The 18,308-nt window shown below is 67.5% G+C and carries 24 protein-coding genes; 4 read left to right on the top strand and 20 right to left on the bottom strand.

The genetic code is table 11. The annotated features are described in order from the left end of the window. Positions 1–11 precede the first annotated feature (11 nt). Complete coding sequence (locus tag G6N14_RS13595; RefSeq protein WP_085137422.1) at positions 12–521, bottom strand: MarR family transcriptional regulator; 510 nt, start codon at positions 519–521, stop codon at positions 12–14. Between the two features lie 178 nt (positions 522–699). On the opposite strand from G6N14_RS13595, the gene G6N14_RS13600 reads away from it, so the two are divergent. Then, complete coding sequence (locus G6N14_RS13600) at positions 700–1,746, top strand: type III polyketide synthase (protein ID WP_085137420.1); 1,047 nt, start codon at positions 700–702, stop codon at positions 1,744–1,746. A 4-nt stretch (positions 1,747–1,750) separates the two neighbouring features. Beyond that, positions 1,751–2,251: an isoprenylcysteine carboxyl methyltransferase family protein gene (locus G6N14_RS13605; protein WP_085137419.1), complete on the top strand. Its 501-nt coding sequence runs from the start codon at positions 1,751–1,753 to the stop codon at positions 2,249–2,251. 70 nt (positions 2,252–2,321) lie between these two features. On the opposite strand, the gene map is transcribed toward G6N14_RS13605, so the two are convergent. From map to secY, 3 genes are read right to left on the bottom strand one after another with little or no spacing between them, the layout of a single operon-like run. After that, positions 2,322–3,134, bottom strand: coding sequence for a type I methionyl aminopeptidase (gene map, locus G6N14_RS13610; RefSeq protein WP_085137417.1), 813 nt, complete (start codon positions 3,132–3,134; stop codon positions 2,322–2,324). Next, positions 3,134–3,685 carry an adenylate kinase gene (locus tag G6N14_RS13615; RefSeq protein WP_085137415.1) on the bottom strand — a complete coding sequence of 184 codons (552 nt, stop codon included), beginning with the start codon at positions 3,683–3,685 and terminating at the stop codon, positions 3,134–3,136. Before G6N14_RS13615 ends, map begins: the two co-directional genes overlap by 1 nt. Then, on the bottom strand, positions 3,682–5,010 hold the full coding sequence (secY, locus tag G6N14_RS13620; RefSeq protein WP_085137413.1) for a preprotein translocase subunit SecY: 1,329 nt from the start codon (positions 5,008–5,010) through the stop codon (positions 3,682–3,684). The genes G6N14_RS13615 and secY overlap by 4 nt, the downstream gene beginning before the upstream one ends. A 393-nt stretch (positions 5,011–5,403) precedes the next feature. Here secY and G6N14_RS13625 point away from each other — a divergent pair, with 393 nt between their 5' ends. Continuing rightward, the gene (locus tag G6N14_RS13625; protein WP_085137411.1) at positions 5,404–6,312 is read left to right on the top strand and encodes an SAM-dependent methyltransferase; all 909 of its coding nucleotides are present in this window, start codon (positions 5,404–5,406) and stop codon (positions 6,310–6,312) included. Positions 6,313–6,392: 80 nt separating this feature from the next. Continuing rightward, entirely contained in the window at positions 6,393–7,625 is a 1,233-nt protein-coding gene (locus G6N14_RS13630; protein WP_085137409.1) for a serine hydrolase domain-containing protein, read from the top strand. A 31-nt stretch (positions 7,626–7,656) separates the two neighbouring features. On the opposite strand, the gene sppA is transcribed toward G6N14_RS13630, so the two are convergent. The 16 genes from sppA to rplP form a co-directional block, all read right to left on the bottom strand. Further along, entirely contained in the window at positions 7,657–9,429 is a 1,773-nt protein-coding gene (sppA, locus tag G6N14_RS13635) for a signal peptide peptidase SppA (RefSeq protein WP_085137407.1), read from the bottom strand. Positions 9,430–9,533: 104 nt separating this feature from the next. Next, a complete protein-coding gene (rplO, locus tag G6N14_RS13640; protein WP_085137405.1) occupies positions 9,534–9,974 on the bottom strand; it encodes a 50S ribosomal protein L15 in 441 nt (146 codons plus the stop codon). Next, positions 9,971–10,153 carry a 50S ribosomal protein L30 gene (gene rpmD, locus G6N14_RS13645; RefSeq protein WP_019738973.1) on the bottom strand — a complete coding sequence of 61 codons (183 nt, stop codon included), beginning with the start codon at positions 10,151–10,153 and terminating at the stop codon, positions 9,971–9,973. The genes rplO and rpmD overlap by 4 nt, the downstream gene beginning before the upstream one ends. 2 nt (positions 10,154–10,155) lie before the next feature. Next, on the bottom strand, positions 10,156–10,851 hold the full coding sequence (gene rpsE, locus G6N14_RS13650) for a 30S ribosomal protein S5 (RefSeq protein WP_407663115.1): 696 nt from the start codon (positions 10,849–10,851) through the stop codon (positions 10,156–10,158). Between the two features lie 34 nt (positions 10,852–10,885). Beyond that, positions 10,886–11,293 carry a 50S ribosomal protein L18 gene (gene rplR, locus G6N14_RS13655; RefSeq protein ID WP_085137401.1) on the bottom strand — a complete coding sequence of 136 codons (408 nt, stop codon included), beginning with the start codon at positions 11,291–11,293 and terminating at the stop codon, positions 10,886–10,888. A gap of 2 nt (positions 11,294–11,295) precedes the next feature. Beyond that, positions 11,296–11,835 carry a 50S ribosomal protein L6 gene (gene rplF, locus G6N14_RS13660; RefSeq protein ID WP_085137400.1) on the bottom strand — a complete coding sequence of 180 codons (540 nt, stop codon included), beginning with the start codon at positions 11,833–11,835 and terminating at the stop codon, positions 11,296–11,298. A 13-nt stretch (positions 11,836–11,848) separates the two neighbouring features. Beyond that, the gene (rpsH, locus tag G6N14_RS13665; protein WP_067969791.1) at positions 11,849–12,247 is read right to left on the bottom strand and encodes a 30S ribosomal protein S8; all 399 of its coding nucleotides are present in this window, start codon (positions 12,245–12,247) and stop codon (positions 11,849–11,851) included. A 19-nt stretch (positions 12,248–12,266) separates the two neighbouring features. Further along, positions 12,267–12,452 (bottom strand): type Z 30S ribosomal protein S14, encoded by a 186-nt coding sequence (locus G6N14_RS13670; protein ID WP_024440399.1) that lies wholly within the window; start codon positions 12,450–12,452, stop codon positions 12,267–12,269. Positions 12,453–12,456: 4 nt separating this feature from the next. After that, positions 12,457–13,020 carry a 50S ribosomal protein L5 gene (gene rplE / locus G6N14_RS13675; protein WP_085137398.1) on the bottom strand — a complete coding sequence of 188 codons (564 nt, stop codon included), beginning with the start codon at positions 13,018–13,020 and terminating at the stop codon, positions 12,457–12,459. Between the two features lie 2 nt (positions 13,021–13,022). Next, positions 13,023–13,340 (bottom strand): 50S ribosomal protein L24, encoded by a 318-nt coding sequence (gene rplX / locus G6N14_RS13680; RefSeq protein WP_085137396.1) that lies wholly within the window; start codon positions 13,338–13,340, stop codon positions 13,023–13,025. Then, complete coding sequence (rplN, locus tag G6N14_RS13685) at positions 13,341–13,709, bottom strand: 50S ribosomal protein L14 (RefSeq protein ID WP_085137394.1); 369 nt, start codon at positions 13,707–13,709, stop codon at positions 13,341–13,343. A gap of 139 nt (positions 13,710–13,848) precedes the next feature. Then, a complete protein-coding gene (locus G6N14_RS13690) occupies positions 13,849–14,760 on the bottom strand; it encodes a formylglycine-generating enzyme family protein (protein ID WP_085137392.1) in 912 nt (303 codons plus the stop codon). Between the two features lie 4 nt (positions 14,761–14,764). Then, complete coding sequence (locus G6N14_RS13695; RefSeq protein WP_085137390.1) at positions 14,765–17,113, bottom strand: arylsulfatase; 2,349 nt, start codon at positions 17,111–17,113, stop codon at positions 14,765–14,767. A gap of 218 nt (positions 17,114–17,331) precedes the next feature. After that, positions 17,332–17,649 carry a 30S ribosomal protein S17 gene (gene rpsQ / locus G6N14_RS13700; RefSeq protein ID WP_085137388.1) on the bottom strand — a complete coding sequence of 106 codons (318 nt, stop codon included), beginning with the start codon at positions 17,647–17,649 and terminating at the stop codon, positions 17,332–17,334. Beyond that, complete coding sequence (gene rpmC / locus G6N14_RS13705; protein WP_085137387.1) at positions 17,649–17,891, bottom strand: 50S ribosomal protein L29; 243 nt, start codon at positions 17,889–17,891, stop codon at positions 17,649–17,651. Before rpmC ends, rpsQ begins: the two co-directional genes overlap by 1 nt. After that, on the bottom strand, positions 17,891–18,307 hold the full coding sequence (rplP, locus tag G6N14_RS13710) for a 50S ribosomal protein L16 (protein WP_024440409.1): 417 nt from the start codon (positions 18,305–18,307) through the stop codon (positions 17,891–17,893). The genes rpmC and rplP overlap by 1 nt, the downstream gene beginning before the upstream one ends. Position 18,308: the final 1 nt, after the last annotated feature.

The following is an 18,308-nucleotide window of genomic DNA, read 5'->3' on the forward strand; positions in this document are numbered from 1 at the left end:
CACGGCGTCCGCTAGAAATCGCCGGCGTTGCGGCGCAGCGTCTCGATGGCCGACGACAACGCCCGCGATTCCTCTAGCGACATACCGAGATCGGCGAACACCTGAGCGTTGAGGCTGGCCGTCGCGTCGGCGACGGTCGCGCGCCCCAGTTCGGTGATGGACACCAGCGTAGTGCGGCCGTCGGTCGGGTGCGGCAGCCGCTCGACCAGACCAGCGGCCTCCAATCGCCGGATGGCATGCGTGACGCTGGTGACGTGGACCTGCAGCCGGTCGGAGGCTTTGGTGATCGGCAGTGCACCGGAGCGGCTGAACGCCAACAACCGCAACAGCTCGAATCGGGAGAAGCTCAAGTCGTAGGGGCGCAGGGTCGCCTCCACCCGGGCCAGCAGAATCTGGTGGGCCCGCATCACCGATGTCACCGCCACCATCCCGTCGGCGACGTCGCCCCAGCCGGCCCGCTCCCAGTTGGCTCGCGCCAGGGCGATCGGATCGGCGTCGCCGGACGCAGGGGAAGCTGCCACGTCCTTTTCTTACCGCACCGCGCCGCGTGGTCATGACGGTGTGCGCCAATCCGGTGTATCCACCTTCGGGCGCATTCGTCGCAGAACGCGGCGCTGCAGCTGCCGATCAGGGAAAAAGGTTCGCTGTCATAGCGGAAAATGAACCATTGAGCACCTCCTCACGGCACACTGACGAGATATGACCGCGCCGTCGCTCGCTGCCGTAGCCGTTAAGTTCCCGTCCCATCGATACAGCCAGGCCGAATCCGCCCAAGCACTGGGCGACTTCGCCGGCCCCGAGTTTCGGCGGTTCTTCGAGGCCAGCGGCGTCGCCTCCCGCCACCTGGCGCTGCCCCTGTCCCGCTACGCCGAATTGAGCGGGTTCACCGAGGCCAACGACACCTTCATCGAGGTCGCCCTCGACCTCGGCGAGCAAGCGCTGCGGGCCGCCCTGGACGCCGCCCACATCGAGCCGGCCGACGTCGACGTCGTGGTGTCCACGACGGTGACCGGCCTGGCCGTACCGACCCTGGAGGCCCGCCTGGCGGCCAGAGTCGGGTTGCGGCCCGACGTCAAACGGGTCCCGCTGTTCGGGCTGGGCTGCGTCGCCGGGGCCGCCGGGGTGGCTCGGATGTATGACTATCTGCGTGCCTATCCCGACGGGGTGGCGGCGTTGCTCGCGGTCGAACTGTGCTCACTGACCATCCAGCGCGGCGATCGCTCGATACCGAACTTCGTGGCCGCCAGCCTCTTCGGTGACGGCGCGGCCGCCGCGATCGCCACCGGCGCGAACCGGCGGCCGGCCGGGGCGAACATGCCGCGCATCCTGGCGACCCGCAGCCGGCTCTACCCCGACAGCCAGGACGTGATGGGCTGGGACATCGGCACCGACGGTTTCCGGATCAAGCTGTCGGTCGAGGTCACCACCGTGGTGGAGAAGTACCTGGCCGACGACGTCCACAACTTCCTCGCCGACTGCGGCCTGCGCGCCGAGGACCTGTCCGCCTATGTCTGCCATCCCGGCGGACCCAAGGTCATCGAGGCGGTCCAAAACGTGCTGGACCTGCCTGCCGAAGCGCTCGACCGCACCCGGACATCGCTGCGCGAGAACGGGAATCTGTCGTCGGCCTCGGTACTGGATGTGCTGCGGGCCACCGTGGCCGAGCCGCCGCCGCCCGGGTCGTTCGGCCTGATGATCGCGATGGGGCCCGGATTCTGTTCCGAGCTCGTACTGCTCGGCTGGTAGCCGGATGTATTACCTGCTGATCCTGGCGGTCGGGCTGGAGCGACTGGTCGAGCTGGCGGTGTCGACGTCGAATGCGAAATGGGCCTTCGCCCGCGGCGGCAAGGAGTTCGGCGCAGGCCACTACCCCGCCATGGTGCTGCTGCACTCCGGGCTGCTTGTGGGCTGTGTTGCCGAGGTGTGGCTGCTGCACCGCCCGTTCATCGGATGGCTGGGCTGGCCGATGCTGGCCTTGGCCGCGTTGAGCCAGGTGTTGCGCTGGTGGTGTGTGGCGACGCTGGGCCGGCGCTGGAACACCCGGGTGATCGTGTTGGACGGTGTTCCCCTGGTGCAGCGCGGGCCGTATCGGTGGCTGCACCATCCCAACTATGTGGCCGTGGTCCTCGAAGGGGTGGCACTGCCGTTGATCCACACCGCGTGGCTGACGGCACTGCTGTTCACCCTCGCCAACGCCGCGCTGCTGCGGGTCCGGATCCGGCTGGAGAACTCGGCCTTGGGCTACGCCTAACGCCTCAGAGGCCTAACGCCTGAAGCGGCGCTGGCCTCCGCCCGCACCGCACCGCTGCCCGCGGGCGGGGTTACGCGCCGGTGGGGGTGACCGGGCTGGTCAGGATCCGCGGCCCGTCCTCGGTCACCGCGACACTGTGCTCCCAGTGCGCCGCGCGCGACCCGTCGGCGGTGACGACCGTCCACTCGTCTTCGAGGATGACGGTCTGGTCGGTCCCCAGGGTCAGCATCGGCTCGATCGCAAGCACCGACCCGGCTACCAGCAGCGGCCCGTGGCCGGGCGATCCCTCGTTGGGCAGGAAGGGGTCCATGTGCATCTGGCGGCCGATGCCGTGGCCGCCGTAGCCGGCGACGATACCGAAGGAGCGCTTGAACTGCGCGGATGCGGCCCGGGCGCCGGTTTCGATGGCGTGCGAGACGTCGCTGAGCCGGTTGCCCACCACCATCGCCGCGATCCCGGCCTCCATCGCCTGCCGGGTCGCCGCGGACAGGTTCTCGTCGGCGACCGACAGGGTGCCGATACCGAAGGTGATGGCGGCGTCGCCGTGCCAGCCGTCCAGGATCGCTCCGCAGTCGATGGAAACCAGATCACCGTCCGCCAGCAGCTCGGTGGCCGAGGGGATGCCGTGCACCACCCGGTCGTTGACCGAGCTGCAGATCGAGGCCGGGAACCCGTGGTAGCCCAGGAACGACGGAGTGGCGCCCGCGTCGCGGATCACCGATTCGGCGATCTCGTCCAGTTGCAGGGTGGACACCCCGACCGCGGCGGCCTCGCGGACCGCCGAGAGTGCGGCCGCGACGACGGCGCCGGCCGCGGCCATCGCGTCGAGCTCGCCTGGGCTGCGATGCGGCACCGCTTTGCGCCGCTTCGGCAGTCCGATCACTACTGTCCCAGGGCGTTCAGGGCGCGTGTGAACACCTCATCGAGCGTGCCGAGCGCATCCACGACGTGCAGGTCGTGCTCGTCCTGGTAGTAGTCCAACAGCGGCGTGGTCTCCTCGCGGTAGATCATCATGCGGTTGTGGATGACATCGGCGGTGTCGTCGGCGCGCCCGCGTTCCTTGAGCCGCTTGAGCAGTTCGCTCTCGGTGACGCGGAACTCGAGCACCGCATCCAGCTTGGTCTGGCGGCGCTCCAGCATGGCGTGCAGTGCCTCGGCCTGCTCCACCGAACGGGGGTAGCCGTCCAGGATGAATCCGTTGGCGGCATCGGGCTGGTCCAGCCGATCGTCGACCAGCGCGTTGGTCAGCTCCGGCGGAACCAGGTCGCCTGCATCGAGATACTGCTTCGCCTGCTTGCCCAGCTCGGTGCCCTCGGCGATGTTGCGCCGGAAAAGGTCGCCGGTGGAGATCTGCGGGACGCCCAGCTTCTCCGCCAGCTTCACCGCCTGGGTGCCCTTGCCGGCCCCCGGCGGTCCCAGCAGTACGACTCTCACTTGAGGAACCCTTCGTAGTTGCGCTGCATGAGCTGGCTCTCGATCTGCTTCACCGTGTCCAGACCGACGCCGATCATGATCAGCACCGCGGTGCCGCCGAACGGCAGGTTCTGGACGGTGCCCGAGCTGCCCATCTGCAGGAACAGGTTGGGCAGCACCGAGATGACGCCCAGGTAGATCGAGCCAGGCAGGGTGATCCGGCTGAGCACGAAGCGCAGGTAGTCCGCGGTCGGGCGGCCCGGCCGGATGCCCGGAATGAAGCCACCGAACTTCTTCATCTCGTCAGCCCGCTCATCGGGGTTGAACGTGATCGACACGTAGAAGTACGTGAAGAAGATGATCAGGCCGAAGTACAAGGCGATGTAGACCAGGTTCGACGGATCCGACAGGTAGGTGCTGACGAACTTGTCCCACCAGCCGTTGCCGGCGCCGCCGCCACTGTGGACCAACTGGGTGACCAGCTGCGGAATGTAGATCAGCGACGAGGCGAAGATGACCGGGATAACGCCGGCCTGGTTGACCTTCAGCGGCAGGTAGGTCGAGGTGCCGCCGTACATCCGCCGGCCCACCATCCGCTTGGCGTACTGCACCGGAATACGACGCTGTCCCTGCTCGACGAAGACCACGCCGACGACGATGACCAGCGCGGCCAACAGGACCATGGTGAACACCACGGGGCCGCGGGAGTCCAGGATGGTTTTGCCCTCGATCGGGATGCGCGCGGCGATTCCGACGAAGATCAGCAGCGACATGCCGTTGCCGATGCCGCGCTCGGTGATGAGCTCACCGAGCCACATCACCAGCACCGCACCGGAGGTCATCACCAGCACGATGACCATCAGGGTGAAGATGCTGTGGTCGGCGATGATGTCGTGACGCAGGCTGCAGGTCTGCAACAGTCCGCCGTTGGCGGCCAGCGCCACGATGCTGGTGGCCTGCAGAATGGCCAGGGCAACCGTCAGGTAGCGGGTGTACTGCGTCATCTTGTTCTGGCCGGACTGGCCTTCTTTACGCAGTTCCTCGAAGCGCGGAATCACCACCGTCAGCAGCTGGACGATGATGCTGGCGGTGATGTAGGGCATCACGCCGATGGCGAACACCGTCAACTGGAGCAGCGCCCCGCCGGAGAACAGGTTGATCAGCGAGTAGACCTGCGCGGCGTCACCACCGCTGACTTCCTTGATGCACTGCTGCACGTTCTGGTAGTCGACGCCGGGCGATGGGATGGCGGCTCCCAGCCGGTACACCACGATGATGCCCAGCGCGAACAAGATCTTGCGCCTCAGGTCGACCGTCCGCAGCGCTGAGATGAAAGCCGAGAACACTCTTCTCCTCCTGCGCAGCCGAGGTCCGGTCGCGGCGTTCCAATGGGCTGTTCTGTCCCAGCCCCGGTTAGTCCTGGGTAAGTCCTGCGTTGTCCCGTCCGCGTGGCGGCCCGTCATGGCGGGGCCACGCGTGACTTTGGCGCGTCAGCAGTCTACGAGACTAACAGCTCAGCACGAGGGGGCGGGCTGGCCTTGGCGGCACTGCCAGCGCGCAGTCAGGCTGGCGGCGTACAGTCGCCCTAGCTCGTTAAACGCGCTAACTAAATTTTCCGGGCTGATCTGACCGGCAGAGAGGAAGAGGACCGTGATGGCACCTACCGAACTCAACACCGCCGACCTGCCCTCCGGCGCGGACATGGACGCCGCCATCGGCGCGGGGCGGGGCTGACGACCGTGGCGCGCAGTGACAACGACAGCTGGGACCTGGCCTCCAGCGTGGGAACCACCGCCACCATGGTCGCCGCCGCCCGTGCGCTGGCCACCGCGGAACCGGACGCCATCATCTCGGACCCGTTCGCGGCCCCGCTCGTGCGCGCGGTGGGCGTCGACTTCTTCACCAAGATGGTTGACGGCGCCCTGGAGCCGGCGGTGGCCGCGGAGGCCAAGGCCGCCGCTGAGCCGATGACGGCCGTGATGGCGGTGCGCACCCGGTTCTTCGACGACTTCTTCCGGGCAGCCGCGGCGGCCGGGATCCGGCAGTTCGTGATCCTGGCCGCCGGACTGGATTCACGGGCCTACCGGTTGGACTGGCCGCAGCCCAGCGTGGTCTATGAGATCGATCAACCGGAAGTCATCGAGTTCAAGACGCGCACGCTTGCCGCACTGGGCGCCCAGCCGAGCGCCGATCGCCGGGCCGTGGCGGTCGATCTGCGCGACGACTGGCCGGCGGCCTTGCGCGAACGTGGTTTTGACCCGACGCAGCCCACCGCGTGGATCGCAGAGGGGCTGCTGGTCTACCTGCCCCCGGATGCACAGGACCGGTTGTTCGACCACATCACCGCGCTGAGCGCCCCGCGCAGCAGGCTGGCGACCGAATTCCACCCCGACGGCGGCGCCGCGCTCAGCGGCTCGAACCAGTCGCTGGGGCAGCGGTTCGCCGCTCAGGGCCTGGACCTCGACATCGCCACCCTGGTGTACCCCGGCGAGCGCAATCCGGTGGGCAGCTATCTGAGCCAGCGCGGGTGGCAGGTGAACGAGCGCTCCCGCGAAGCGGTGTTCGCCGCCTACGGTCGCAGCTTTCCCGACGGCGACATCGTGGCGCGGCTGCGCAATTCGGTTGCGATCGAGGCAATTCGCACCTGACGGCGGGCGGCCGCCGCCTTCGGGGCGGTGAATTGGCCATTCGGCCGCTGGCCGGCTTCCGGCAACGGTATAACGGCCCCATGGTGCTCAAAGTCGCGGTTCCGCCCGACCTGATCGGCGGCGACGTCGATGAGGGTTTCGGCAAGGTCGCCGACGCCTTCCGGGACAACTTCGCCCGTGGCAGCGAAGTGGGCGCCGCCCTGGCGGTCTACCGCAACGGCGCCAAAGTCGTTGACCTGTGGGGTGGTTATCGCGACGGCTACAGCCGCGCTCCGTGGCGGCGCGACACCATGGTCAATGTCTTCTCGAGCACCAAAGGCGTGGCGGCGTTGGCCGTGGCGCTGGCCGTGTCGCGGGGCTTTTTCGGTTACGACGACAAGGTGGCCGCCCACTGGCCGGAGTTCGCCCAAGTGGGCAAGGGCGACATCACGGTACGCCAGCTGCTCGGGCACCAGGCGGGGCTGAGCGCGCTCAAACCGCCCCCGGCGCTGGCCGACGTGGCGGCCCCGGATCGACTGGCCCCCCTGCTGGCGGCTCAGCGGCCCCGCTGGGCGCCGGGAACCCGCCACGGATATCACGCGGTCACCTTGGGCTGGTACGAATCCGAACTCATCCGCCGCACCGACCCCGCCGGACGTACCCTGGGCCGCTTCTTCGCCGAAGAGATCGCCCGGCCACTCGGGCTGGACCTGCACATCGGGCTGCCCTCTTCGGTGTCCCGCGACCAGGTGGCGCTGTTGCACCAGTGGAAACGCGCGGAGTCCCTCCTGCACCTGTCGGTGATGCCCGGCGCTCTGGTGGCCGCCATGCTGAATCCGTTCGGTCTGCTGGGGCGGGCGAGCTCGCTTCCGCGCGACATCAAACCGTGGGACGGCGACTACAACCGCGACGACGTACGCGCCGTGGAAATCCCGTCTGCCAACGGGATCGGCACCGCCAGAGCGATCGCGCAACTCTATGGCGCCGCTGCCGGCGCGGCCCCCGCTCTGCCACTGTGCGAGGACGTGCGCGATGAACTCGCCGCTATGCCGGCGCCGCCGTCGCGCGGGGAACGCGACAAGGTGTTGGGCGTGGAGCTGGTGTTCAATCTGGGCTTGTCCAAACCGGCGTTCGGCACGGTTTTCGGTTCTTCCGACAAGGCCTATGGCACACCGGGTTTCGGCGGCTCGTTCGGGTTCGCCGATCCCGACACAGCGATCGGCTACTCCTACGTGATGAACCGCCTGGGCTTTCACCTGCACAGCGACCCGCGCGAACTCGCGCTGCGCCAGGCAGTGTTCCACCACGTCCTCGGGGCCCGGCGACAAGCCTGATCAGGCTGGATTCAGCGCGGACCACCGCGCCTTACCAGCGCGACTCCCCCAGCCACAGCACGTGCGCACCGTTGACCGAGCGTTCGATGTGCTCGACCACTCCTACCAGAGAGCGCACCACCAAGCCGCCGACCGCAGCGGACACCGCCGCCGCCGGCTGCGACGACGGGCGCGGCCGGATGAATTCCCACCACGACGAGCCCGGATACGACGCGGTGCGGACCTGCGCATCCGCATCGAGCCCGGCTAACACCTTCGCCCGGCGTACCGCCGTGCGCAGGCCGCCCAGTTCGTCGACCAGCCCGCGCTCGGCCGCGTCCGCGCCGGTCCACACCCGCCCTCGTGCCACCGCGTCGACTTCTTCGGTGGACAGGTTGCGGCCTTGCGCCACCCGGGCGACGAAGTCGTCGTAGAACAGATCCGCCTCGGTCTCCACCTGCCCCTGCTGTTCGGCGGTGAAGGGCGCGTCCATCGACCAGGCGTCGGCGTTGGCGCCGGTGCGCACCGCATCGCTGCCCACCCCCAGCCGGTCCTTGAGAGCACGGGTCACCAACTTGCCGGTCACCACGCCGATGGATCCGGTGATGGTGCCCGGATTGGCCACGATGGCATCCGTACCGGCGGAGATGTAGTACCCGCCGGATGCGGCCACCGCACCCATCGAGGCCACCACCGGTTTGCCCGCAGCACGTGCCTGCTGCACGGCCCGCCAGATGGTTTCCGAACCGGTGACCGACCCTCCCGGACTGTCGACCCGCAGAACGATCGCGGCCACGTCATCGTCGGCGGCCGCCTCCCGCAGCGCCGCGGCGATGGTGTCACCGCCCACGCTGCGGTTGCCCAGCGGTGACAGCGGTGGTCCGCCCGAGCCGCTGACGATCGCCCCCGCCACCGTCACCACGGCGACCACCGGTTTGGGTTTGCGTCCCGGCAACGGCGGGCCCGACCCGGGCGTGGTGGCATGCGCGTAGCGCGTCAGGTACAGGCGCGGCGGCGCGTCGTCATCGTCGGCGCCGGCGATGTCCCCGGCGCCGGTGAGTTCGGTGATCCGGTCGTAGGCCTGGTCACGGAAGCCGATCCGGTCGATCAGCCCCGATCGCTGTGCGTCGTCGCGCAACAGCGGCGCCTTGTCGGCCAGGGCATCGACGACCCCGGCGTCGAGCTTGCGGGATTCGGCGACCGCCGCACGCACCTGCGCATGCAGGCTCTGCACCAGCGCGGTGTCGGCCTCGCGGTGCGCATCGGTGTAGGAGTCCTGGGTGAAAAGGTTGGCCGCCGACTTGTACTCACCGCGCGCGACGAACTGTGCCTCGATACCGGCCTTGTCCAGGGCGGTACGCAGGAAGGTCGCGCTGGTGGCGAAACCGACCAGCCCGACGGTGCCCGACGGCTGCATCCAGATCTCGCCGAACGCCGAGGCCAGGTAGTACGACAGCGTGCCCGGATAGGTCTCGGCCCAGGCCACAGACGGCTTGACGGCAGTGAATTCGGCGACCGCGGCCCGAAGCTCCTGCACCGGCCCGGCAGCGGCCGCCGACAGCTGTACCCGTGCGATCAATCCCGCCACCCGAGGGTCTTGTGCCGCGCGGTGGATCGCGGCCACCACGTCGCGCAGCACCGGCGGTCGGCCACCGGAACGGATCAGCGCCAGCGGGTCGAAGGCGCTGGTCTCGTGGGGAAGCTCTTGCAGGTCGAGTTCGAGGATGACGCCGTTGGGCACGCCGTGATGGCGGGCGGTGTCGAGGCGGCGCGCAACGCCGCGCAGGCCGTCGATCCCGGGTACCCCGGGCAGCAGAGAGAACATGGATTCGAGCCTACCGGCGGCGTGCGGGACGGCGACCAGACGCAGAATCGCACCCCACCGCGGAGTGGAGTGCGATTCTGTGACTGCTCGCGCAGCGGCAAGCCCTACAGCTCGGTGGCGCTGCCTCCGGCTGCGGTGATCTTGTCCTTCGCGCTGCCGCTGAACTTGTGGGCGGTGACGTCGGCCTTGACCGTCAGCTTGCCGTCGCCGAGCACCTTGACCAGCGTGTTCTTCCGGACAGCGCCCTTGGCGACCAGCTCATCGAGTCCGACGGTGCCACCCTCGGGGAACAGCCGGTTGATGTCGCCGACGTTGACGACCTCGTACTCGGTGCGGAACCGGTTGCGGAAGCCCTTCAGCTTGGGCAGCCGCATGTGGATCGGCATCTGCCCACCCTCGAACGCGACCGGCACGTTCTTGCGTGCCTTGGTGCCCTTGGTGCCGCGACCCGCGGTCTTACCCTTGGAACCCTCACCACGGCCGACGCGGGTCTTCTTGGTGTTCGACCCGGGCGCAGGGCGCAGGTCGTGCAGCTTGATGGTCATTCTGCTTCCTCCACTTGCACGAGGTGGTGAACAACCCGGATCAGCCCACGGGTCTGCGGATTGTCCTCACGCACCACCGACTGGCGGATCTTGCGCAGGCCCAGGGTACGCAGGCTCTCGCGCTGCTTCCAGCGTGCACCGATGGTGCCGCGGACCTGGGTGATCTTCAGGTTAGCCATGATTACGCCGTGCCTTCCCGCGCCGCGGCGGCAGCCAGAGCATCGCTCTCGCGACGAGCCTTGAGCATCGCGGCCGGCGCAACATCTTCGATGGGCAGGCCACGACGAGCCGCCACCTCTTCGGGTCGCTGGATCATCTTCAGCGCGGCCACGGTGGCGTGCACCACGTTGATCGCGTTGTCACTGCCCAGCGACTTGGACAGGATGTCGTGCACCCCGGCGCATTCCAGCACCGCACGCACCGCGCCACCAGCGATCACACCGGTACCGGGGCTGGCCGGACGCAGGAACACCACACCGGCGGCGGCTTCACCCTGCACCGGGTGGACGATGGTGCCACCGATCAGCGGCACCCGGAAAAAGCCCTTGCGAGCCTCCTCCACGCCCTTGGCGATCGCGGCAGGCACTTCCTTGGCCTTGCCGTAGCCGACACCGACCAATCCCTTGCCGTCGCCGACGATCACCAATGCGGTGAAGCTGAACCGGCGACCACCCTTGACCACCTTGGACACCCGGTTGATCGCGACGACGCGCTCCAGGTAATTGCTCTTGTCGCCGTCCCGGTTGTCGCGGCCGCCACGGCCGCCGTCGCGGCCACCACGGCCACCCCGGTTGTCACGGTTGTCGCGCCCGTCGCTGCGGGAGGCACTGCCCGTGTCGGGACCTGCCGAGGAGGCCCCTGTCGGCTGCTCCGCCATCATGCGGTCCTTCCAGTCATCTTCACGTCCGTCATCAGAAGTTCAATCCGCCCTCGCGTGCCGCGTCTGCCAGCGCCGCGATGCGCCCACCGTAGGTGTAGCCACCGCGGTCGAACACCACGTCCTGCACGCCGGCGGCCTTGGCGCGCTCGGCGATCAGCTGGCCGACCCGAACACTGTGGGCCTTCTTGTCGCCGTCCACACCCCGTACGTCGGCCTCGATCGAGGACGCCGCTGCCACCGTGTGGCCGGCGAGGTCGTCGACCAGCTGCACGTGGATGTGCCGCGCGGAGCGGTGTACGACCAAGCGCGGACGCTCGGCGGTGCCCGCGACCTTCTTGCGCAACCGCGCATGCCGACGGATACGGTGCGTGCGCCGAACCTCGGAGATGTTCTGCCCGACGGGCTTGCGGTCCGCGGTGCCTGCTTGTGATTGCGCCATGACTACTTACCTGTCTTTCCGACCTTGCGGCGAACCTGCTCACCCTCGTAGCGCACACCCTTGCCCTTGTAGGGGTCGGGGCGACGCAGGCGGCGGATGTTCGCCGAGATCTGGCCGACCTTCTGCTTGTCGATGCCCGAGACCGAGAACTTGGTGGGCGTCTCCACCGCGAAGGTGATGCCCTCCGGAGCCTTGATCAGCACCGGGTGGCTGTAGCCCAGCGCGAACTCCAGGTCGCTGCCCTTGAGCGCGACGCGGTAGCCCACGCCGAAGATCTCCATCTTGCGGACGTAGCCCTCCGACACACCGGTGACCAGGTTGGCCAACAGGGTGCGGCTCAGTCCGTGCAGCGACCGGTTTCGCCGGTCGTCGTCCGGCCGGCTCACCACGAGGGCGCCGTCGTCGTTACGAACGACGTTGATCGGCTCCGCCACGGTGAGCTCCAGGGTGCCCTTGGGTCCCTTGACCGAAACGTTCTGACCATCGATGGTCACGTCGACCCCGGCGGGAACCGGAACCGGCTGCTTACCAATACGCGACATGTCTGCTACTCCCTCACCACACGTACGCGAGGACTTCGCCGCCCACGCCCTGCCTGGCCGCCTGACGGTCGGTCAGCAGACCCGAGGACGTGGAGATGATCGCCACGCCCAGGCCGCCGAGCACCCGAGGCAGGCTGGTCGACTTTGCGTAGACCCGCAGGCCCGGCTTGGACACCCGGCGCAGACCGGCGAGACTGCGCTCGCGGTTCGGGCCGTACTTGAGGTTGACCACCAGCGCCTTGCCCACCCGGGCGTCTTCGACGTGGTAGTCGGTGATGTAACCCTCGCGCTTGAGGATCTCGGCGATGTTGGCCTTGATCTTCGAGTGCGGCAGGGTCACCTCGTCGTGGTACGCCGAGTTGGCGTTCCGCAGACGGGTCAGGAAGTCCGCGATCGGATCCGTCATAGTCATTTAGGCTGCTCCTCCACCCTCACCAGCTGCTCTTCTGCACACCGGGCAGCTCGCCGGCGTGCGCCATTTCGCGCAGGCAGATTCGGCACAGGCCGAACTTGCGGAGCACCGCGCGCGGGCGGCCGCACTTGTTGCAACGGGTGTAGGCGCGCACCGCAAACTTGGGCTTGCGGGCCGCCTTGATCACCAACGCCTTCTTAGCCATGTGGTCAGTTCTCCTTGAACGGAAAGCCGAGAGCCCGCAGCAGCGCTCGACCTTCGTCGTCGTTGGTCGCCGAGGTGACGACGGTGATGTTCATGCCCCGCGGGCGGTCGATGGAGTCCACGTCGATCTCGTGGAACATCGACTGCTCGGCCAGCCCGAAGGTGTAGTTGCCGGAACCGTCGAACTGCTTGGGCGAAAGCCCGCGGAAGTCGCGGATACGCGGCAGCGCGATCGAGGTGAGCCGGTCCAGGAACTCCCACATCCGGTCACCGCGCAGCGTGACCCGGGCACCGATCGGCATGCCCTCGCGCAGCTTGAACTGGGCGATGGACAGCCGGGCCTTGCGGATCTCCGGCTTCTGGCCGGTGATCGCGGCCAGGTCGTTGACCGCGTTGTTGATCAGCTTGGCGTCCCGGGCGGCTTCACCGACACCCATGTTCACCACGACCTTCACCACGCCCGGGATCTGCATCACGTTGGCGTAGTTGAACTCTTTGTTGAGCGCGTCGCGGATCTCTTCGCGGTAGCGCACCTTCAGCCGAGGCTGGGTCTTTTCTGCAGTCGTCATCTCTAGATGTCCTTGCCATTGCGCTTGGAGACGCGAACCTTCTTGCCGGACTCGGCGTCCACCCGGTAACCGATCCGGGTGGGCTTGCCGTCGGAGTCGACGACCATCACGTTGGAGACGTGGATCGGAGCCTCTTGGGTGACGATCCCGCCCGAGGAGGCGCCGGCCTGGTTGGCCGAGTTCGCGACGTGCTTGCGGATCCGGTTGACGCCCTGGACCAGCACCCGGTTGCGGGTGGGGAATGCCTGCAGGACCTTGCCCTTGGCACCCTTGTCCTTGCCGGCGATGATCAGAACGGTGTCGCCCTTATGGACCTTCATCTACAACACCTCCGGTGCCAGCGAGACGATCTTCATGAACTTCTTCTCGCGCAGCTCGCGGCCAACCGGCCCGAAGATGCGAGTTCCACGGGGGTCGTTGTCAGCCTTGATGATGACGGCCGCGTTCTCGTCGAACTTGATGTAGCTGCCGTCGGCGCGGCGACGCTCCTTGGCGGTGCGCACCACGACAGCCTTCACCACGTCGCCCCGTTTGACGTTGCCGCCCGGGATGGCGTCCTTGACAGTCGCGACGATGACATCACCGATGCCGGCGTATCGCCGCGACGAGCCGCCGAGCACCCGGATGCACAAGATCTCCTTGGCGCCGGTGTTGTCGGCGACCTTCAACCGCGATTCCTGCTGAATCACCAGATCTCCTCAGTAATTGGGACGATGCGCGACATGACAAGTGGCATGCCGGAATCTCCCCGGTCGTGCATGGTCTTCTTTATTGCCGAAGGGCACGCAGGGCCAACTCACGCCAGCCGAGGTCTGCACATGGCAACCCCTAGATCCTAGGCGACGTAGCGCCAGACTCCAAATTGCTGGCCGACCCCCCGGGGGTGCAGCACCGGAATCCGATATGGCTGGTGCCGGTGTCCTGCGCCTGCGGCGATCGGGCGGCGGGCCGGTAGCGGTGACAGTACTCGGGCGCGCACAGGTGCGAGCCGCCCTTGAGGGTCTGGCTGACGGTGGGGTCGCCGGCAGCGGCCGGGGCGCAGCAGGCACTCGGCGGCGCATCGAGGCGGTGATGGACCGAGAAGACGGTGGTCGTCCACTCCCACACATTTCCGATCATGTCGAGCAGGCCCCAGGCGTTGGCGGCAAAGGCGCCGACCGGCGAAGTCCCGGACCAGCCCAGAGCACCGGCATTGCGGTACGGGAACGCTCCCTGCCAGGTGTTGGCCATCAGGGCCCCGCCGGGCTTCTCCTCCTCGCCCCACGGATAGGTGGTCGCGGCCCCGGCCCGAGCGGCGTACTCCCATTCGGCTTCGGTGGGCAGCCGCCGCCCCGCCCACCGCGCGTACGCCGCCGCGTCGGGGTAGGCCACCTGCACCACCGGGTGATCGAGCTTGTCCTCGACGCTGCTGCGCGGGCCCAGCGGGTGCCGCCAGTTCGCGCCGGGCACCCACCGCCACCACTGCCGCCAGTCCTGCAGGTCGACCGGCCCCGATGTCGGGGTGAAGACCAGGGCACCCGGCTGCGCATCGCCGTAGCGCGCCGGGTCGAGTTGCTGTTCGGCGACGGTCACATAGCCGGTTGCCGCGACGAACGCGGCGTACTGGGCGTTGGTGACCGGATGGCTTTCCATCGCGAACGGCTGCACCGCCACACTGTGGATCGGCGCCTCTTCGGGGTAGAAGCTCGTCGAACCCATCCGGAACACCCCGGCCGGGATGTCGACGAGTTCGGTCAGCACGGCGTCAATCCCGGGCGAATGCGGCGGCGATGCTCTTCCTCACATCCAGGTACGGCTCGCCGCTGACATCCACGGCCACATCCGCGATGGTTCCCCCGGTGAAGCCGAACGGCGCACGATACGCCGACGACACGGCTTGGCCGGTGTTGCGTCCCACGCTGACACCGCCCCCGGCCAGTGCGAAGGCACCCGGCTGGGCGAGCATCCCGGTCAGGGTGGCCACCACGGTGTCGTCGATGTAGAGCGCAGCGTCGCCCACCGGGGTGTGGCTGCCCTCGACGGTGCCGGTGCGCTCGAATCGGACGCCGAAGATGTGGTCTCCCAGCGGGATCGGATCGACCGAGGACAGCCACTGCTCACGCTCGCCGAGGAAGTTGTAGACGTAGTGCAGCTTGCCGTCCTGTACGAACAGCGCGTGACCGCCGTGCCGTGCGCCCTGCTTGAACAGCACACCCTCGGCGGCAGCGGAATCCACCGTGACGCGCGCCAACACCGAGAACGATCGCCCGCGGATCTCCACGCAGGCTCCCAACGGCACCTCCGCGGTGTTCGGGTAATACGTGTAGGCGGTGCGGTCACCCGACAGGTACGGCCGCTGCCGGCCCGTCATCTCGATGATGTTCAGGTCCGACAGCGGAAGTCCGTTGTAGCGTTCCGCTTCAGAGAACCACAGCTGCTTGAGCTCTTCGAGTTTCTCGGGGTGCTCGGCCGCCAGGTCGTGGCATTGGCTGCGGTCTTCGGCCAGGTGATAGAGCTCCCACCGGTCGTCGTCGAAATGACTCCAGCCGGACGGGGTCGCCGCATGCACCGTGTTGGCGAACCAGCCACGGTGCCAGATTCCGCGGGTGCCCAGCATCGTGTAGAACTGGGTGTGTTTTCCGGTATCTGCGGCCGGATCAAGCAGCGCTGCTTTGAAACTCACGCCTTCCAGCGGACGCTGGGCGACACCGCGCACGGTCTCCGGCGGCGTGATGCCGAGCAGGTCGTAGACCGTCGGGGTCACATCGCAGACGTTGACGTAGGTGTCGCGCACCTCGCCGTGCGCCGCGATCCCTTTGGGCCAGCTGACGATCGCCGGATCGGCGATGCCGCCCTCGTGCGAGGCATAGCGCTTGTAGAGCTTGTAGGGCGTGTTGAACGCCATCGCCCAGCCGACAGGATAGTGGTTGTAGGTCTCTGGGCTGCCGAGCTGATCGAAGAGCTTCATCGCCTCTTCGACGGAGTCGATGTAGCCGTTGAAGAACTTGTTCTCGTTGGGCGACCCGTTCGGGCCGCCCTCTCCGCTGGCTCCGTTGTCGGAGATCACCACCACGATGGTGTTGTCGAGCTGCCCGGATTCCTCCAGGTAGTCCAGAATCCGGCCGATCTGAGCATCGGTGTAGCTCTGGAATCCGGCGAACACCTCGGCCATTCGGGCGAACAGGCGCTTCTCGGAATCATCGAGGGTGTCCCAGGGGCGGACCATGTCCAACAGCGGCCAGGGATGGCCCGTGGAGCCGGTGACGTCGGCGTAGGGGTTGACCTCGGAGAGATCGGTGTCCGCCGGCACCAGGCCCAGCTTCTTCTGGTTCTCCAGGACGATCTCGCGGTACTTCTCGTAGCCCATGTCGAAGCGCCCGGCGTAGCGATCGGCCCATTCGGCGAACACGTGGTGCGGGGCGTGGCCGGCGCCCGGGCAGACATAGCCGAACCAGGGCTTGCCGGGTGCGACGGTCTTCGCGTCGCGGATGAACTCGATCGTCCGATCGGCGATGTCCTTGGACAGGTGGTAGCCGTCCTCCGGTGTGGCGGGCGGCTCGACCGGATGGTTGTCGTAGACCAGATCGGGATACCACTGATTGGTCTCGCCGCCCATGAATCCGTAGAACCGGTCGAAGCCCCGCTGGGTCGGCCAGTGCCGCCGCGTGGCCGCCATGTTGGACTCCTCCAGCGGCGTGAGGTGCCACTTGCCGACGCAGAAGGTGTTCCAGCCCTGTTCGGCGAGAACCTCACTGAGAAGGGCGGTGTCGTAGGGGATGCGCCCACTGCAGTTGGGGAACCCATCGGTGAACTCTTCAATGGTCGCCATCCCGACGCTGGTGGCGTTGCGGCCGGTCAGCAACGCAGCTCTGGTCGGCGAGCACAGGGCGGTGGTGTGAAACTGCGACAAGCGGACCCCGCGGGTGGCGATCCGGCTCATGGTCGGCATCTCGACCAGCCCACCGAAGCAGTCCCAGGTCGCGATGCCGGTGTCGTCCCAGACCAGGTACAGCACGTTGGGTGCGCCCTCGGGAGCCGTCGGCGCGGCGAACGGACCCCAGTCCGGTTCGGAATCCCGGATGTCGAGACTGATCTTGCCCTTGAACTCCACCATCGCTCACTCCGTCGTCGGCCCCCGGAACTGTTGTGACACTACCGGGACGCCGGCCAAGCGGCAGACTTTGCGAGCCGGACACGCCTTGTGCGCAGCCGAATTCGGTTTCCACACGCAACGGCGCACCCCGGCCACAAGGCCGCTACGCCCGGTGCGGAAAAAGCAGCGGCCCTGACGCGCAGTAAGGACTGCGTGTCAGGGCCGCGGCGTAAGAGCTTCTACTTGGCCTTCTCGAGGATCTCGACCAGGCGCCACCGCTTGGTCGCCGAGAGCGGACGGGTCTCCATCAGCGACACGCGGTCGCCGACACCGGCCGTGTTGTTCTCGTCGTGTGCCTTGACCTTCTTGGTGGTCCGGATGATCTTGCCGTACAGCGGGTGCCGCATACGGTCTTCGAGCTCGACGACGATGGTCTTCTCCATCTTGTCGCTGACCACGTAGCCGATCTGGGTCTTGCGGCGGCCCCGCGGCGTCTCGGTGCGCGGAGTGTGCTTGGCGCCCTTCTCCGCGGCGTTAGCCTTTGCAGCCTGTGCCATTACGATGCCTCGCCTTCAGAACCAGCGGGACCGGACACCAGGCCCAGTTCCCGTTCGCGCAACACGGTGTAGATGCGCGCGATCTGGTGGCGCACCGTGCGGAGCCGACGGTTGTTGGTGAGCTGCCCGGTTGCCATCTGGAAACGCAGGTTGAACAGCTCTTCTTTGGACTCGCGCAGCTGCTCGACGAGTTCGTCGGCGCTCAGCTCGCGCAGTTCGCCGGCGGTCACTCCCACTGCCATCAGAACTGCTCCTCTCGGGTGACGATGCGCGCCTTGATCGGCAGCTTGTGGATCGCCCGGGTCAGTGCGGCACGGGCGATGGCCTCATTCGGGTAGCTCAGCTCGAACAGCACCCGACCCGGCTTCACGTTGGCGACCCACCACTCCGGTGAGCCCTTACCGGAACCCATGCGGGTTTCGGCGGGCTTCTTGGTCAGCGGGCGGTCCGGGAAGATGTTGATCCACACCTTGCCGCCACGCTTGATGTGCCGGTTGATGGCGATACGCGCCGACTCGATCTGCCGGTTGGTGACGTAGGCGTGCTCCAGGGCCTGGATGCCGTACTCACCGAACGTCACCGCGGTGCCGCCGCTGGCGATACCGCGCTGCTTGGGGTGATGCTGCTTGCGGTGCTTGACCTTACGGGGAATCAACATG

The sequence above is a fragment of the Mycolicibacter hiberniae genome (assembly GCF_010729485.1).
Classification (GTDB): Bacteria; Actinomycetota; Actinomycetes; order Mycobacteriales; family Mycobacteriaceae; genus Mycobacterium; species Mycobacterium hiberniae.

What these genes read in the sequence shown, in the direction of transcription:
- sppA (WP_085137407.1), bottom strand. Translation starts at nt 9,429, where the DNA reads ATGTTCTCTCTGCTGCCCGGGGTACCCGGGATCGACGGCCTGCGCGGC.
- rplF (WP_085137400.1), bottom strand. Translation starts at nt 11,835, where the DNA reads ATGTCGCGTATTGGTAAGCAGCCGGTTCCGGTTCCCGCCGGGGTCGAC.
- rpmD (WP_019738973.1), bottom strand. Translation starts at nt 10,153, where the DNA reads ATGGCTAACCTGAAGATCACCCAGGTCCGCGGCACCATCGGTGCACGC.
- G6N14_RS13600 (WP_085137420.1), top strand. Translation starts at nt 700, where the DNA reads ATGACCGCGCCGTCGCTCGCTGCCGTAGCCGTTAAGTTCCCGTCCCAT.
- rpsE (WP_407663115.1), bottom strand. Translation starts at nt 10,851, where the DNA reads ATGGCGGAGCAGCCGACAGGGGCCTCCTCGGCAGGTCCCGACACGGGC.
- rplR (WP_085137401.1), bottom strand. Translation starts at nt 11,293, where the DNA reads ATGGCGCAATCACAAGCAGGCACCGCGGACCGCAAGCCCGTCGGGCAG.
- rpsH (WP_067969791.1), bottom strand. Translation starts at nt 12,247, where the DNA reads ATGACTATGACGGATCCGATCGCGGACTTCCTGACCCGTCTGCGGAAC.
- G6N14_RS13630 (WP_085137409.1), top strand. Translation starts at nt 6,393, where the DNA reads ATGGTGCTCAAAGTCGCGGTTCCGCCCGACCTGATCGGCGGCGACGTC.
- rpmC (WP_085137387.1), bottom strand. Translation starts at nt 17,891, where the DNA reads ATGGCAGTGGGAGTGACCGCCGGCGAACTGCGCGAGCTGAGCGCCGAC.
- rplP (WP_024440409.1), bottom strand. Translation starts at nt 18,307, where the DNA reads ATGTTGATTCCCCGTAAGGTCAAGCACCGCAAGCAGCATCACCCCAAG.
- rpsQ (WP_085137388.1), bottom strand. Translation starts at nt 17,649, where the DNA reads ATGGCACAGGCTGCAAAGGCTAACGCCGCGGAGAAGGGCGCCAAGCAC.
- rplO (WP_085137405.1), bottom strand. Translation starts at nt 9,974, where the DNA reads ATGACCATCAAGCTGCACGACCTGCGCCCTGCGCCCGGGTCGAACACC.
- G6N14_RS13605 (WP_085137419.1), top strand. Translation starts at nt 1,751, where the DNA reads ATGTATTACCTGCTGATCCTGGCGGTCGGGCTGGAGCGACTGGTCGAG.
- G6N14_RS13695 (WP_085137390.1), bottom strand. Translation starts at nt 17,113, where the DNA reads ATGGTGGAGTTCAAGGGCAAGATCAGTCTCGACATCCGGGATTCCGAA.
- G6N14_RS13670 (WP_024440399.1), bottom strand. Translation starts at nt 12,452, where the DNA reads ATGGCTAAGAAGGCGTTGGTGATCAAGGCGGCCCGCAAGCCCAAGTTT.
- rplX (WP_085137396.1), bottom strand. Translation starts at nt 13,340, where the DNA reads ATGAAGGTCCATAAGGGCGACACCGTTCTGATCATCGCCGGCAAGGAC.
- rplE (WP_085137398.1), bottom strand. Translation starts at nt 13,020, where the DNA reads ATGACGACTGCAGAAAAGACCCAGCCTCGGCTGAAGGTGCGCTACCGC.